Below are 14,100 nucleotides of genomic sequence, written 5' to 3'. Positions count from 1 at the left end.
ACATCACCAAGGACTTTCATGACTATTTCGTTTTCCCCCAAGCGCTGCCTGTTGGCCGCCTTGATCTGCCTGGGCACGGCCCAGGCGCTGGCCGCCGGGCCGAAGCTGACCCTCAGCCCCTGGGCGCCGGGCCTGACTGTTGACGCCCTGGCGTTCCTGCCGGCCGACCTCGGCCCGGAACGCCTGGCGGCCAGTGAGCGCGATGGCTTGTTGTTGCTCGACGACCAAGGTGCGCCGCTGGCCAGCCTGCCGGGCACCTTCAGTGGCCTGGACCGCCGGGCGGCCGGCCAGCAAGTGCTGCTGGCCAGTCTCGACAACCGTCGGCAACAGGCACTGCTGGTCAGCCTCGATCCGCGCCAGCGGCGTTTTGGCCAGCCGGTGTATCTGCCGGCGCGGGACTTCCCGGTCAATGGCCTGTGCCTGTACCGCGACGACGCCAGTAACCTGTTCCTGTTCCTGGTGGGCGAGGAGGGCAAGGGTGAGCAGTGGCTGGTGGGCCACGGCGCGCAGTTGAACCCGCAACCGCAGCGGGTGCGTGGTGTGCCGCTGCCGCCTTCGGCCCAGTTCTGCCAGGTCGACGATGGCGCCAACCAGTTGCTGGTCAACGAGGAAAACGTCGGCTGGTGGGCCTATCCGGCCCACCCAGAGGCCGAGGTGCTGCGGGTGCCGGTGGCCCTGCGCGCGCCTTTTGGCGAGATCAGCCAGGTGGCCGGGGCCATGGCGCTGGTGCCGGGCGGCGTGGTCGGGCTCGACCCCAAGGCGGCACAACTGCATCTGTACCAGCAGCAGGGCGCCGCCTGGACTGCCGCCGCAACGCTGGCACTGAGTGGCTTGAAGGCGCCGGAAAACCTCGCCCTGCGAGCCACCGCCAAAGGCCTGCAACTGTTGCTGCGTGACGACGATGACGGGCGCCTGTACCAGGGCGAACTGGACTGGCAGGCCAAGCCTGTGCCCCTGGCGCCGGTGCTGCCCAGCGTCGGTGCTATGGCCCAGAGCGACCCGGTCGGGCGCCAGGGCGATGCGGCGGACGATCCGGCGATCTGGATTCACCCGCAGCAACCGGCCTTGAGCCGGATCCTGGGCACCAACAAAAAACAGGGGCTGTTGGCCTATGACCTGCAAGGCAAGCTGCTTCAGGAGTTGCCGGTGGGGCGCCTGAACAATGTCGACGTGCGGCCCAACTTCAAGCTTGGCGCGCAGACGGTCGATCTCGCGGTGGCGAGCAATCGCGATCACAACAGCCTCAGCCTGTTCAGCATCGACCGCAGCAGCGGTGAGTTGCGCGAGGCTGGCGAGATCGCCACGCCGCTCAAGGACATCTATGGCATCTGCCTGTTCCAGCCGGCCAGTGGCGAGCTGTATGCGATTGCCAACGGCAAGGACGGCACCTTCCTGCAGTACCGCCTGAGTGCCCCCCGTGGTGTGGTGCAGGGTGAGCTGGTGCGCCAGTTCAAGGTCGACAGCCAGCCCGAAGGCTGTGTGGCCGACGATCAACGCCAGCGTTTGTTCCTCGGCGAAGAGGACGTTGGGGTCTGGGCGGTGGATGCCCGCGCCGATCAGCCAGCGCAGTTGACCAGCGTGATCAAGGTTGGCCCGCAACTGCACGCCGATGTCGAGGGCCTGGCGCTGTACCAAAGCCCGGGCCATGACTACCTGGTGATCTCCAGCCAAGGCAATGACAGCTACCTGGTGCTGGACGCCGAGCCGCCATTCGCCTCCCGGGGCGCCTTCCGAGTCGGCCTGAATGCGGCCGCTGGCATCGACGGTGCGGCGGAAACCGACGGCCTGGAAGTCACCGCGGTCAACCTTGGTGACGCCTGGAGCAAGGGCATGCTGGTGGTGCAAGACGGGCGCAAGCGCATGCCCGAGCAGACCCAGAACTTCAAGTTCGTGCCCTGGGCCGAGGTCACCCAGGCACTGCAGTTGCCCTGAGCGCGGCCGTCATCAACCTGTCATCGGTTTTTCATCGAATAGCCTGGCGGCCGTTGCACGGCAACCGCCACCGGGCACCCACCAAGGAGCTTCACCATGCAGGCCACACTGGAACACATGACCGTCTGGGGGCTGATCAGCGACGCCAGTCTGTTGGTCAAAGCCGTCATGCTCACGCTGTTGCTGGCATCCGTGCTCAGCTGGTACCTGATCATTGCCCGCAGCCGTGTGCTGCGTCAGCGCGAGCGCCAGGCCAACGGGTTTATCGAGCGCTTTCGCAGCGCCCCGGACTTGCAGCCGTTGTACCGCGAGACCGCGCAGAGCCGCGATCCCGAAGCCGGTGTCGAGCCCATTTTCCATAGCGCCTTGTTGGCCTTCAGCCAATTGCGCCAGCACCCCGGCAACAACCCCGAGGTGGTGCTCGAAGGCGTGGAACGAGCGATGTTCGTGGCCCTGAGTGAGCAGGAGATCAAGCTGGAAAAGGGCCTGCAGTTTCTCGCCACGGTCGGTTCGGTCAGCCCTTACATCGGCCTGTTCGGCACCGTGTGGGGGATCATGAACGCCTTCCTCGGCCTGTCCCAGGTGCAGCAGGCCAGCCTGTCCACGGTGGCGCCGGGCATCGCCGAAGCGCTGATTGCCACGGCCATCGGCCTGTTCGCGGCGATTCCGGCGGTGATCGCCTACAACCGCTTTTCCGCCCGCAGCCAGACCCTGCTGACCCGTTACTACGCCTTCGGCAATGAGTTGCAGGTACGCCTGCATCGCACCTTGCACGGTGGCGCCATCAACCTGGCCGTAGCCGCCTGAGCAGGAGAGAGCCGATGTTAGTCAGGCCGCAACGCAAACACGGGCCCAAGGCCGAAATGAACGTCGTGCCCTATATCGACGTGATGCTGGTGCTGTTGGTGATCTTCATGGTCACCGCACCGATGCTCACCCAGGGCGTGAAGATCGAGCTGCCCAAGGTCGCCAGCGAAGCCCTGGCCACTGACAGCCGCCAACAGATCCTGACGCTGTCGGTGAAGGCCGAGGGCGGTTACGCCTGGAACCTGGGAGGGGAGCTCGACACCCAGCAGCAGACCGACAGCGCGCTGACCCTGGACGAGATGCGGGCCAAGGTCACGGACATCGTTGCGGCCAACAGCCAGACCCAGGTCTACATCCGCGCCGACAAAGACGCTGGCTACGGCACGGTGGTGGCGGCCATGGCGGCGTTGCAGCAGGGCGGGGTGAGCAACCTCGGACTGGTTACCGAGGCGCCGCAATGACCAGCATGAGCATGGCCAATCCAGCCCTGGTGTTGCCGCGCGTCGATCACTCGGGGTTCTGGCGCAATAGCCTGGCGGCGGCCCTGGCCGTGGCGCTGCATGGGCTGGTCCTGGGCTTGCTGGTGCACACCTGGTCGGTAGCGCCGCCACCTCCCGCAGCGGCAGCGGTGCTGCGGACCCAGTTGGTGATGTTGCCCCCGGCGCCGCCACCGCCGGCCGCAGTACCGCTGCCGGCGGTGGTCGAGCCAGCACCGCCGGCGCCGGTAGTGACCGCGCCGGTGCCCCCGGCTCCAGTCAAGCCGGCGGTCGACCCGCAGATCCAGGCCCGAAAACTCGAACAGGCGACCCTGGCCCGCAAGCGGGTCGAAGAGCAGCGCACGCGCGAGGTCGAGCAACAACGCCAGCGCGTGGCCCAGGAACAGCGCACCCGCGAGGCCGAGCAGCAACGCCTGGCCCAGCAGCAGGCTGACCAGGCGCAGCGTGCCGACCTGGCGCGTCAGGCAGCCGAGCGCGCGCGCCAGCAGGCGGCGGCCGACAGTCGTCAGTACCTGCCGTTGAGCAAGGAGGCGCCGGATTATCCGCAGCGGGCCCTGGACAAGAACATCGAGGGCGACTGCTCGGTGGAGTACACCGTCAACCCCCAGGGCAAGGTGGAAAACCCGAGGGTGCTCGACGGCTGCCATCCGTTGTTCATGCGTCCGTCACTGGCGGCGGCCAACACCTTTCGCTACCAGCCACGCCTGGTGGACGGCCGCGCGGTGGCCGTGCCAGCAGTGCGCAATACCTTTCATTACCGGATCAAGTGAGGCGCGGGGCAGGGGATTGGCGCCAGGGCAGCGCCAATCCCCTGTGGGTCACAGTGGCGGGGTGCGGGGTGGGACCAGGCGCTTGGAACCGGTGGACTCGAACGCCGAGGCCAATCGCAGCAGCGCCGAATCGTCATAGGCCCGACCGGCAAAGGTCAGCCCCACGGGCATGCCGATGTCCGGCATGACGCCCATGGGCACGGTGACGGTCGGCACGCCCAGGTGGCGGATCGCGAGGTTGCCGTTGGCTACCCACACGCCGTTGCTCCAGGCGATATCCGCGGCTGCCGGATCGACATCGGCATTGGCCGGCGCCACGTCGGCGACGGTGGGGAACAGCACCGCGTCGAGCCCCAGGCGGTCCATCCATTCCTCGAGGTCGATGCGCCGGGTCTGCTCCAGGCCGCGCAGGCCGTCAGGCACCGTGCTGATCTGGTCCCAGGGGGTGATGCCGCGCTCGGCCATGCGCACGTATTCGTCCATGCCGGCGACCAGGTCGCCTTCGCGGTTGGGCAGGGTGCCCGGGTCGTGGGGGAAAATCAGCGCGCCGTCGACGTCCACCAGGCGGTTCAACTGCGGATCACCGTTGGCCTGCAGGAAATCGTCGAAGGCCCAGGCCGTCAGGTCCCACAGTTCGTGATGGAGGAACTCCTTGGACACCAGGCCACGGGTCAACACGGTGGGCGCGCCGGGGCGATCGCCTTCGCAGTTGGAGACCAGCGGGAAGTCCACGTCGACGACTTCGGCGCCAGCCGCTTCCAGGGCCTTGCGCGCGGCTTGCCAGAGGCCGATCACCGACTCGCGGGTGTGAATGCGTTGCCCGGTCGGGCCACCGATTCCCGGGGCGGCACTGGTGCCGGCATCCGGGTCGGCGTTGATGAACATGCGGGGCACGCCGAAGCGTTTGCCGGCGAGGGCTTCGGCCTGGGCGGCGAGCGCCGGGTAGGACGCCGGACGCACCGAGGTCACGCTGGGGATCGGCACCCAGGGTTGCAGGCGCCACAGGTCGCCACGGGTGTCGGGGTCCTCGGCGACCACGATGTCCAGGACTTCCAGCAGGTCGGCCATGGTGCGGGCAAAGGGCACCACCACGTCCATGGTCGGGGTCAACGGCCAGTTGCCGCGCACCGAGATCACCCCGCGCGACGGCGTGTAGGCGCACAGGCCATTGTTCGACGCCGGCCCGCGACCGCTCGACCAGGTTTCCTCGGCCAGGCCGAAGGCGGCAAAACTGGCGGCGGTCGCCGTGCCGGCCCCATTGGAGGAACCGGAGGCGAAGGGCGCGGTGAGGTAGGCGGCGTTGTACGGGCTTTCGGCACGGCCGTAGACGCCACGCTGCATGCCGCCGTTGGCCATGGGCGGCATGTTGGTCTTGCCCAGGCAGATCGCGCCGGCGCCGCGCAGCTGTTCGATGGTGAATGCATCGCGGCAGGCGATCAGCTTGGCGAAGGCCGGGCTGCCGGAGGCGGCGGTGAGGCCCTTGACCAGGTAGCTGTCCTTGGCGGTGTAGGGGATGCCATCCAGTGGCCCGAGGGTCTGGCCCTTGGCGCGACGGTCATCGCTGGCCTGGGCTTCTTGCAGCGCATCCGGGTTGGCCACCACCACGGCATTCAGCGCGGTAGGGGTATCGGCGCCGTCGTAGGCGGCGATTCGCGCGAGGTAGGCCTGGACCAGCTCAACCGAAGTTGTCTGGCCGGATTCGAGCGCAGCCCGCAGCTGCGCAATGGATACCTCGGTGACCTCAAACTGCTTTTTCATATCGACTCTCGTTGCACTGTATTACCCGCCAGGGTCCGGGCTTGCGCCCTGAGCGGGCTATTTAACACCAAGGCGCGGCTAAAAGAATCAGCCCAGGGATTTTTCCCGGGTTATCCGCCAATTGCGATCGCACCCTGGATTGGCGTAATATACGAAACGTATACATTTCATATTGAGTGACCCCATGGGTATCGTAAAAATTTCCGAAGGCATGCATGAGAACCTGCGTGTCGCCAGCGATGCGCTCAGTCGCTCGATCAACGCCCAGGCCGAGCACTGGATGCGCATCGGCATGTTGAGTGAGTTGCATCCCAACCTCGACCACAGCGATATCTGCCGTTTGCTGATTCGTGCCGAACAGGCCGGTGGCCTCGACTTGAACCAGCTGTGCGCACCGGCGGACCAGGTTTCGAGCCCGGCAGTGCGGGCAGTCGGGGGGGCCCAGCGATGAGTGCGAAAGTCCCGCTCAATACCCCGGCGCAGATTGCCCAGTCGCGCACGGCCGGAATGCTCGCCGCCGAAGTGCTGGCGATGATCACCCCGCACGTCAAGGCAGGGGTCACCACCGACCAACTGGACAAAATCTGCCACGACTACATCGTCAACGTGCAGCAAGCCATTCCCGGCAACGTCGGTTATCACGGCTTCCCGAAAACCGTGTGCACCTCGGTCAACCAGGTGGTCTGCCACGGCATCCCCTCGGCCAAGGCCCTGCAGGACGGCGACATCCTCAACATCGACATCGCGGTGGTCAAGGATGGCTGGTACGGCGACACCAGCCGCATGTACTTCGTCGGCGAGCCCAGCGCGGACGCCCGGCGCCTGGTCGAGACCACCTATGAAGCCATGTGTGCCGGGATCCGCACCGTGCGCCCGGGCTCGACCCTGGGCGACATCGGCCATGCGATCCAGACCGTGGCCCACCGCGAGGGCTACAGCGTGGTGCGCGAGTACTGCGGTCACGGGATCGGCAAGGTTTATCACGACGAGCCCCAGGTGCTGCACTACGGCCATCCCGGCCAGGGCCTGATCCTCAAGCCGGGGATGATCTTCACCATCGAGCCGATGCTCAACGCCGGCAAACCCCACACCCGGACCCTGGGCGACCGCTGGACCGTGGTGACCAAGGATCACTCGCTGTCGGCGCAGTGGGAGCACATGGTGGCGGTGACCGCCGAGGGCTTCGAGGTGTTGAGCCCCTGGCCGGACACGCCGGCCGGGTTTGCGCCGATTGTTTGAGCGCGTGGCGCGGCAGGCGTAAAAGCCCGTGCTTGGGTGGCAGGCTTGGCCAGACTCCAGGGTCGAGCCCTGACCTGGGCCGAGAGCCCTATGACCCTCAAACTGCTGCGTGCCGATGACGTCCGCGACCCCGGCTACTACACCTATTGCCTGGACCTGAAGTAACCCGGCTGGCACACGTTTGATGGATGGATGCACAATCTGCGAGCACCCGGTTCTGTGGGGGATTCCAGGGGTGAGGGCAAGCCCCGGATGCATACCTTCGCTGGGCAGGTGGACCAAATCAAAAGCATGGCGACCGGCCGCTCGGCCTGCGTTTTCCTGGTGTGTGAATTTCCCCTGTGGGAGCGGGCTTGCCCGCGATGGGGCCAGTACCATCAACAGCGGTGGTGCCTGACACACAGCCATCGCTGGCAAGCCAGCTCCTACAGGTCCGGCGTGCACCAGGCTCGGCAGGGTTGATTTGCCGTAGACTGCGGCGAGCACATTCTCCTGCCCGCCCGAGATGGATCCTCCATGCATAACCCGGTTTCGCAACCTCCCCTCTGGAAAATCTACCTGCTGTTCCTTGCCCCGATGGTGCTGTCGAATTTCCTGCAGTCGATGTCGGGCACGGTCAACAGTATCTACATCGGCCAGATGCTCGGTACCCAGGCGCTGGCGGCGGTGTCCGGGATGTTCCCCATCGTGTTTTTCTTTATCGCCCTGGTGATCGGTCTGGGCGCCGGCGCCGGGGTGTTGATTGGCCAGGCCTGGGGCGCGCGGGAGCCGGCGATGGTCAAGGCCATCGCCGGCACTACGCTGCTGCTGGGGGCGCTGATCGGCTTGGTGGCGGCCCTGCTCGGCAGTGTGTTCGCCCGGCAGGCATTGCAGGGCTTGGGCACCCCGGCGGACGTGCTGGAGGATGCGGTCGTCTATGCCCGGGTGATGATGTGGACCATGCCGCTGCTGTTGGTGTTTGTGCTGTTCACCCAGTTGTTGCGCGGGGTCAGCGATACGTTGTCGCCGCTGTTGGCGCTGGTGGTGTCGACCTGCATTGGCCTGTTGCTGACGCCGGCGTTGATTCGCGGCTGGTTCGGCTTGCCCGAGATGGGCGTGCAGAGTGCGGCGTGGGCGGGCCTGGCGGGCAACCTGGCGGCGATGCTGTTGCTGGTCTGGCGCTTGAACCGCAAGGCCCATGTGCTGGCGCCGGATCGCGCGTTGCTGGCCGCGATGCGCCTGGACCGGGTGATCCTGGCCAAGGTGCTGCGGATCGGTTTGCCCACGGGGCTGCAGATGGTGGTGATTTCGCTGTCCGAGCTGGTGATCCTGGCGCTGGTCAACCAGCACGGTTCCCAGGCCACGGCGGCGTACGGCGCGGTCACGCAGATCGTCAACTACGTGCAGTTCCCGGCGCTGTCGATCGCCATCACCGCCTCGATCCTCGGGGCCCAGGCCATTGGCGCCGGGCGTGTCGAGCGCATTGGCCCGATCCTGCGCACGGGGCTGCTGATCAACGTCTGGCTGACCGGCGGCCTGGTGCTGCTGGGCTACCTGTTGTCGCACTGGCTGCTGGGGTTGTTCATCACGGAGCCGGCGACCCAGGCACAGGCTGAGCACCTGTTGCACATCATGCTCTGGAGCATGCTGGTGTTCGGCTTCCAGTCGGTGATTGGCGGGATCATGCGGGCCAGCGGTACGGTGCTAGTGCCGGTAGCGATTTCGCTGTTTTGCATTCTGGGCGTGGAGTTGCCGGTGGCTTACCTGCTGGATGCGCGTTTCGGCCTGCCAGGTGTGTGGATGGCCTTTCCGGTCGCCTACCTGAGCATGCTGGCATTGCAGTCTGCCTACTACCGGCGGGTGTGGCGCCATCAGAAGATCGAGCGGCTGGTGTAGGGCAGGCGCCCGTGCCGTCGCCACGGCCCGGGCGTTTGTCGGTAGCCCTTACTTCGGCGCCGACGTGGTGCGCAGATACGGCAGATGGATGTCCAGGCTGCCGTACTGGTCCCGGGCCTGTTCATCGTTGAGTGCCAGGGCGACGATCACATCCTGGCCCGCGTGCCAGTTGGCCGGTGTCGCCAGGGGTACGTTGTAGGTCAGTTGAAGGGCATCCAGGGCGCGCAGCACCTCGGCAAAGTTGCGCCCGACGGACATCGGGTAGGTCATCGACAACTTGAGTTTCTTGTCCGGGCCGATGATGAACACCGAGCGCACCGTGGCGGTGTCGGCCGCCGTCCGGCCATCGGGCAGGTAGGCCTCGGCCGGCAGCATGTCGAATGCCTTGGACACGGCCAGGCCTTCGTCGGCAATGATCGGGAAGTCGGCCTTGGCGCGGCAGAAGCCTTCGATGTCGGCCTTCCACTTCGTGTGCGAGTCGGCGCTGTCCACGGACACGCCGATCACCTGGGTGCCGCGCTTGGCCCACTCGGCGGCCAGTTGCGCCACGGCGCCGAACTCGGTGGTGCACACCGGGGTGAAGTCCTTGGGATGAGAAAACAGAATCGCCCAGCCCGAGCCGATCCAGTCATGGAACTGGATCGGGCCCTGGTCCGTGTCGGCGCTGAAGTCGGGGACGAGGTCGTTGATGCGCAATGCCATGGGAGTCTCCTGGTGTCGTGTGAATAGAAGCAAGCCTGACTCAGCCTAGTCGGGATTTGCCGCCTGGCCTGGCACCCGCAAACCGTTCGTCACCTGGCCCGCACCCCGGCGCACGGACGCCTTCCAACAAGTACGGCCCAGGCTTTCTGGACCTCAATCGGTGAGGTGACTATGTCTACTGACTCGAGTTTCCAGGACGAACCCCTGGACGATGATCCATCCTCTGTCGACCCGGCATCGGAGGACGATCCACGGTTGTCCGATCCGCTGGCGCGTCCCGATGTCGTGACCCCAGCGCGGCCTGAAGACTGGAACGAACCCAGCGAGGGCGATGGCATTCCCAGCGACAAGGAGATGCCGCTGCCCAATGACTGATCTGCATTTGAACCGCACGCCTGGCAGGTCCTGATGGCCCCCAGGTGTCTTGAATGAGGTACACGATAATGTCCATGTTTACCCCGAACGAACCCGGCCCCAGCGATCCACCGGATCCGGCCCGGCAACACGACCCGGTGACCGACCCCAACGTCAATGGCGATGCCGATCGCCAGGACCAGGACACGGATGTCGAGCGCCCAATGGACCCGGATGCGCCCGGCGCCAACCCACAGGTACCAGGGCCCAACGAGCCATCGCCGTTGTCCGACGACCGGCGTTAGGAATGTGCTCGGATCGCCCCGTATAGGGGCCTGTAGCAGCTGTCGAGGGGGTTATGGCGCGCCGAACAGGCTCGTCCAGTAGATGCCCGCATCACTTTTCGGGTCGACGGCATAGGCCGCGCCCAGCTCGCTGAATTGCGGGTTCATCAGGTTAGCGCAGTGCCCGGGGCTGGTCAGCCAGCCGTCGAGCACTTTGCGCGGGGTGTCCTGTCCGGCGGCGATATTTTCGCCGACCCATTGTCCGCTGTAGCCCGCCAGTTCTGCGCGGTCGCCGGGTGTGCGGCCGTCGCGGTCCTTGTGATCGAAGTAGTTGTTGTTGGCCATGGACCGGGTGTGATCCAGGGCAGCGGTGGCGAGCGTGGCGTTCCAGGCCAGGGGCGTGGTGGCGGTGAACGCCTGGGTGCCACACTGGCGCGCCTGGGCGCGGGCGCTGTTGATCAGTTCCAGCAGTTTCTGGCCTTCGGCCTGCCAGTCACCCAGGCGCCCGCTCAGCAGTGGCCGCGCCAGTACAATGCGCCATGCCGGGCCAGCGCGGCTGACCCCGATGTCGATGAACTGCGGGTCGAGCACCACCTGGCAAAAACTTTCCTGCACCGCTTTCATCGCAGCCTGGGCGTTGAGTGGACCCTTGAGGGTGATCGCCTGCACGTTGACCATCGGATAAGCCGCGCGGGCCATGGCCTGTTGCAGGTCGCCGAGGTTGCTGTCGGGGGACAGCACCAGTCGTGGGTCGGCCGCCAGTGGGGGCAGTTCGCCGGCGGCCTGGCCGGCGCAGCGCTGGATCTGGCTGCGATAGGCGTTGATCGAGTCCACCAATTGGCTTTCCTCGGTGGCCGCCGCGCTGTTGGCAAAACCTAAGGCCAGCGACAACGTGGCAAGACGCAAAACGGATGACAGGACGCGCATGAAGGTCTCCCTTGAACTGACTGGGCACATGATGCGCGATCTTGCCCCGGGTCGCGCAACGGGTTTTTACTTCGCAGCTACGCTTACGCCTGTCAATCGGCCGCCGTGTCGACTGTTTGGGGCTGTCGCCAATCTATCAGCAGGGTGCGCTCATGCGTTGCATCTGGAGGGTCTGTGCTCTGGTATTCGTGCTCCTGGGGAGCCAGGCGGTCGCGGCCGAAGGTCAGCAAAAGCCGGCCGCGGTAGTCGAGGACAAGGCCGAGCTCCTTGAGCAGAAAGTCGTCGACAAGGCCGGGACGGCCCCGGTGCCCAAGGCCCAGGCCATCACCCCCAGCGAGGTGCAGGTGGTCGATCCGGCCGGCAAGGCGCCGCTGGACGATGCCATCACCTGCCTGTCCCGGACGATCTACTGGGAGGCAAAAGGTATCTCCACGGCCGACATGGAAGCGGTGGCCAGCGTGGTGATGAACCGCCTGGGCCATCGCGGTTTTCCCGACACCGTGTGTGGCGTGGTCAAGCAGGGCGTCGAGACCCGCGCCTGCCAGTTCTCCTGGTGGTGCGACGGGCGCTCGGATCAGGTCCGGGAGGAGGGCGAGTACACCGAGGCCAAGGAGATCGCGCGCAAGGCGCTCAACCAGCAACTCAAGGACCGCACCCTGGGGGCCTTGTATTTCCATGATCGCAATGTGAAGCCCGACTGGTCGCGCCAATACATCAAGACCGCCGAGACCGGTAGTTTTCTGTTCTATAAACCGCGTAATGGCACGGCGCAGTAAGGGGCAATGTAAACGGTTTTCCCCCCTGCCCGTTTCAGGCGGTAATCAAGCGGTTTTGCGGGTTCGTTGAGCGCCGCACCTGAGGTAGAATGCCGCGGCACGGAGGCTCGCGGCCTCGGGGATCATGGGCATCCGGCGTCTTCAGGCGTTGGGTGTGAGTGCCGCGAAGCGGTTGACGGGCGTAGTTGAGCAAGCGGGTCTACTCTGTTTAATCACTGCGCTTGATGTTGTATCCGAAATTAGTGTCACCCATGTAGCTGAAGCCAATGACTTACAAGAAAGTCAGCGCGGGAGGGGCCTAAACGTGAAGTCGACAGTGTTTGTCGGCCTTATATGTTCACCCACCGGTCTTCCTGAGTGCGGGGTTCGACGGCGTGCGCCAGCGCATGTTGCCAGCCAGGGCGCCTCATGATCATGAGCGGGGGTGAATGGCGTTCTATCCTAGGTATTACCGAATGTTAAAAAAAATGAACAAGGGGCTACTTGGCCTGGCCATGTCGATGGCCCTGATGCCTGTGCATGCAGCTGAAACCAAAAAAGTCGATGTGCTGCTGATCGGTGGCGGCATCATGAGTTCCACCCTGGGTGTCTGGCTCAACGAACTCGAGCCTGGCCTGTCGATGGAGATGGTCGAGCGTCTCGATGGCGTCGCCCTGGAAAGCTCCAACGGCTGGAACAACGCCGGTACCGGCCACTCCGCCCTGGCTGAGCTGAACTACACGCCGGAAGACAAGAACGGCAAGGTCGAAATCCCCAAGGCCATTGAAATCAATGAAGCCTTCCAGATTTCCCGTCAGTTCTGGGCCTGGCAGGTCAAGAACGGTGTCCTGAAGGACCCGCGTTCGTTCATCAACTCCACGCCGCACATGAGCTTTGTGTGGGGTGAGGACAACATCAAGTTCCTCAAGAAGCGCTACGAAGCCCTGCAGGCCAGCCCGCTGTTCGCGGGCATGCAGTACTCCGAAGACCCGGCCCAGATCAAGCAATGGGTCCCGCTGATGATGGAAGGCCGCGATCCGAACCAGAAGATCGCCGCCACCTGGTCGCCCCTGGGCACCGACGTGAACTTCGGCGAGATCACCCGCCAGTTCGCCGGTTACCTGCAGACCAAGCCGAACTTCTCCCTGAAGGTGTCGAGCGAAGTCGAAGACATCACGCGCAACGAGGACGGCACCTGGCGTGTGTCCTACAAGAACCTGAAAGACGGTAGCGAAACCCAGACCGACGCCAAGTTCGTGTTCATCGGCGCTGGTGGCGGTGCCCTGCACCTGCTGCAGAAGTCCGGTATCCCGGAAGCCAAGGAATATGCCGGTTTCCCGGTGGGTGGTTCGTTCCTGGTCACCGAGAACCCGACCATTGCCCAGCAGCACCTGGCCAAGGCCTACGGCAAGGCGTCGGTTGGCGCACCGCCGATGTCGGTTCCGCACCTGGACACCCGTGTGCTGGATGGCAAGCGCGTGATCCTGTTTGGCCCGTTCGCGACCTTCTCCACCAAGTTCCTCAAGGAAGGCTCGTACTTCGATCTGCTGACCAGCACCACCACTCACAACTTCTGGCCAATGACCAAGGTGGGCATCGAGCAGTACCCACTGGTTGAATACCTGGCCGGTCAGTTGATGCTGTCGGACGCCGACCGCATGAACGCCCTGAAGGAATACTTCCCGAACGCCAAGGCTGAAGACTGGCGTCTGTGGCAGGCCGGTCAGCGTGTGCAGATCATCAAGCGTGACGAAGAGAAGGGCGGCGTGCTGAAGTTGGGCACCGAGATCGTGGCGTCGCAAGACGGCAGCATCGCTGGTTTGCTGGGCGCATCGCCCGGCGCATCGACCGCCGCACCGATCATGCTCAGCGTGCTGGAGAAGGTCTTCAAGGACAAGGTCGCGACCCCGGCCTGGCAGGAAAAACTGCACCAGATCGTGCCGAGCTACGGTACCAAGCTCAACGATGATCCAGCCCGTGTCGCCCAGGAATGGGCTTACACCAGCGAGGTCCTGCAACTGGATCCTCCGCCGGCCATCAATCCGGCCCTGGCGCCAGCTGCAACCCCGGCAGCCCCGGCCAAGCCTGTGCCGAGCAACCCAGCGGCCGACATGGCGCTGTAAAACCTTGAGTCCCCCTCAACACGTTTGAGGGGGCAGGGTTTGAATCGATGTGCAAAAGCCCAGCCCTAGCGCTGGGC

14 protein-coding genes are annotated in these 14,100 nt (G+C 65.1%); 11 read left to right on the top strand and 3 right to left on the bottom strand.

Going from position 1 to position 14,100, the window contains the following annotated elements:
• Positions 1-18 precede the first annotated feature (18 nt).
• The 4 genes from AACY45_RS23315 to AACY45_RS23300 all read left to right on the top strand — a co-directional run bounded on the left by AACY45_RS23315 (position 19) and on the right by AACY45_RS23300 (position 4,006).
• Positions 19-1,932: a phytase gene (locus AACY45_RS23315; protein ID WP_339547593.1), complete on the top strand. Its 1,914-nt coding sequence runs from the start codon at positions 19-21 to the stop codon at positions 1,930-1,932.
• A gap of 96 nt (positions 1,933-2,028) precedes the next feature.
• Complete coding sequence (gene tolQ / locus AACY45_RS23310) at positions 2,029-2,739, top strand: protein TolQ (RefSeq protein ID WP_339547592.1); 711 nt, start codon at positions 2,029-2,031, stop codon at positions 2,737-2,739.
• A gap of 14 nt (positions 2,740-2,753) precedes the next feature.
• Positions 2,754-3,200, top strand: coding sequence for a protein TolR (gene tolR, locus AACY45_RS23305; RefSeq protein WP_339547591.1), 447 nt, complete (start codon positions 2,754-2,756; stop codon positions 3,198-3,200).
• Positions 3,197-4,006: an energy transducer TonB gene (locus tag AACY45_RS23300; RefSeq protein ID WP_339547590.1), complete on the top strand. Its 810-nt coding sequence runs from the start codon at positions 3,197-3,199 to the stop codon at positions 4,004-4,006. The genes tolR and AACY45_RS23300 overlap by 4 nt, the downstream gene beginning before the upstream one ends.
• A 48-nt stretch (positions 4,007-4,054) precedes the next feature.
• On the opposite strand, the gene AACY45_RS23295 is transcribed toward AACY45_RS23300, so the two are convergent.
• Positions 4,055-5,764, bottom strand: coding sequence for an amidase (locus AACY45_RS23295; RefSeq protein ID WP_339547589.1), 1,710 nt, complete (start codon positions 5,762-5,764; stop codon positions 4,055-4,057).
• 184 nt (positions 5,765-5,948) lie between these two features.
• Between AACY45_RS23295 and AACY45_RS23290 the strand changes: the two genes are divergently transcribed.
• From AACY45_RS23290 to AACY45_RS23280, 3 genes are all read left to right on the top strand, one after another.
• Entirely contained in the window at positions 5,949-6,215 is a 267-nt protein-coding gene (locus AACY45_RS23290; protein ID WP_339547588.1) for a ParD-like family protein, read from the top strand.
• On the top strand, positions 6,212-7,003 hold the full coding sequence (map, locus tag AACY45_RS23285) for a type I methionyl aminopeptidase (protein WP_339547586.1): 792 nt from the start codon (positions 6,212-6,214) through the stop codon (positions 7,001-7,003). Before AACY45_RS23290 ends, map begins: the two co-directional genes overlap by 4 nt.
• A gap of 516 nt (positions 7,004-7,519) precedes the next feature.
• A complete protein-coding gene (locus AACY45_RS23280; RefSeq protein ID WP_339547585.1) occupies positions 7,520-8,878 on the top strand; it encodes an MATE family efflux transporter in 1,359 nt (452 codons plus the stop codon).
• Positions 8,879-8,926: 48 nt separating this feature from the next.
• On the opposite strand, the gene AACY45_RS23275 is transcribed toward AACY45_RS23280, so the two are convergent.
• Positions 8,927-9,580, bottom strand: a complete 654-nt coding sequence (locus tag AACY45_RS23275; RefSeq protein ID WP_339547584.1) for a peroxiredoxin — start codon at positions 9,578-9,580, stop codon at positions 8,927-8,929.
• 171 nt (positions 9,581-9,751) lie between these two features.
• Between AACY45_RS23275 and AACY45_RS23270 the strand changes: the two genes are divergently transcribed.
• Positions 9,752-9,955 carry a hypothetical protein gene (locus tag AACY45_RS23270; RefSeq protein ID WP_339547582.1) on the top strand — a complete coding sequence of 68 codons (204 nt, stop codon included), beginning with the start codon at positions 9,752-9,754 and terminating at the stop codon, positions 9,953-9,955.
• A gap of 68 nt (positions 9,956-10,023) precedes the next feature.
• Positions 10,024-10,239 (top strand): hypothetical protein, encoded by a 216-nt coding sequence (locus AACY45_RS23265; protein WP_339547581.1) that lies wholly within the window; start codon positions 10,024-10,026, stop codon positions 10,237-10,239.
• Between the two features lie 51 nt (positions 10,240-10,290).
• Here the strand turns inward: AACY45_RS23265 and AACY45_RS23260 are convergent, their stop codons facing one another.
• On the bottom strand, positions 10,291-11,145 hold the full coding sequence (locus AACY45_RS23260; RefSeq protein WP_339547580.1) for a CAP domain-containing protein: 855 nt from the start codon (positions 11,143-11,145) through the stop codon (positions 10,291-10,293).
• A 152-nt stretch (positions 11,146-11,297) separates the two neighbouring features.
• Here AACY45_RS23260 and AACY45_RS23255 point away from each other — a divergent pair, with 152 nt between their 5' ends.
• Both AACY45_RS23255 and mqo read left to right on the top strand, forming a co-directional pair.
• Complete coding sequence (locus AACY45_RS23255; RefSeq protein ID WP_339547579.1) at positions 11,298-11,921, top strand: cell wall hydrolase; 624 nt, start codon at positions 11,298-11,300, stop codon at positions 11,919-11,921.
• A 455-nt stretch (positions 11,922-12,376) separates the two neighbouring features.
• The gene (gene mqo / locus AACY45_RS23250; RefSeq protein ID WP_339547578.1) at positions 12,377-14,023 is read left to right on the top strand and encodes a malate dehydrogenase (quinone); all 1,647 of its coding nucleotides are present in this window, start codon (positions 12,377-12,379) and stop codon (positions 14,021-14,023) included.
• The last annotated feature ends 77 nt before the right edge of the window (positions 14,024-14,100 follow it).

The organism is Pseudomonas sp. RA_35y_Pfl2_P32 (assembly GCF_963970735.1).
In the GTDB taxonomy this organism is placed as follows: Bacteria; Pseudomonadota; Gammaproteobacteria; order Pseudomonadales; family Pseudomonadaceae; genus Aquipseudomonas.
The sequence above is the reverse complement of the archived record's forward strand: the minus strand, read 5'-3'. Positions and strand labels throughout refer to the sequence as shown.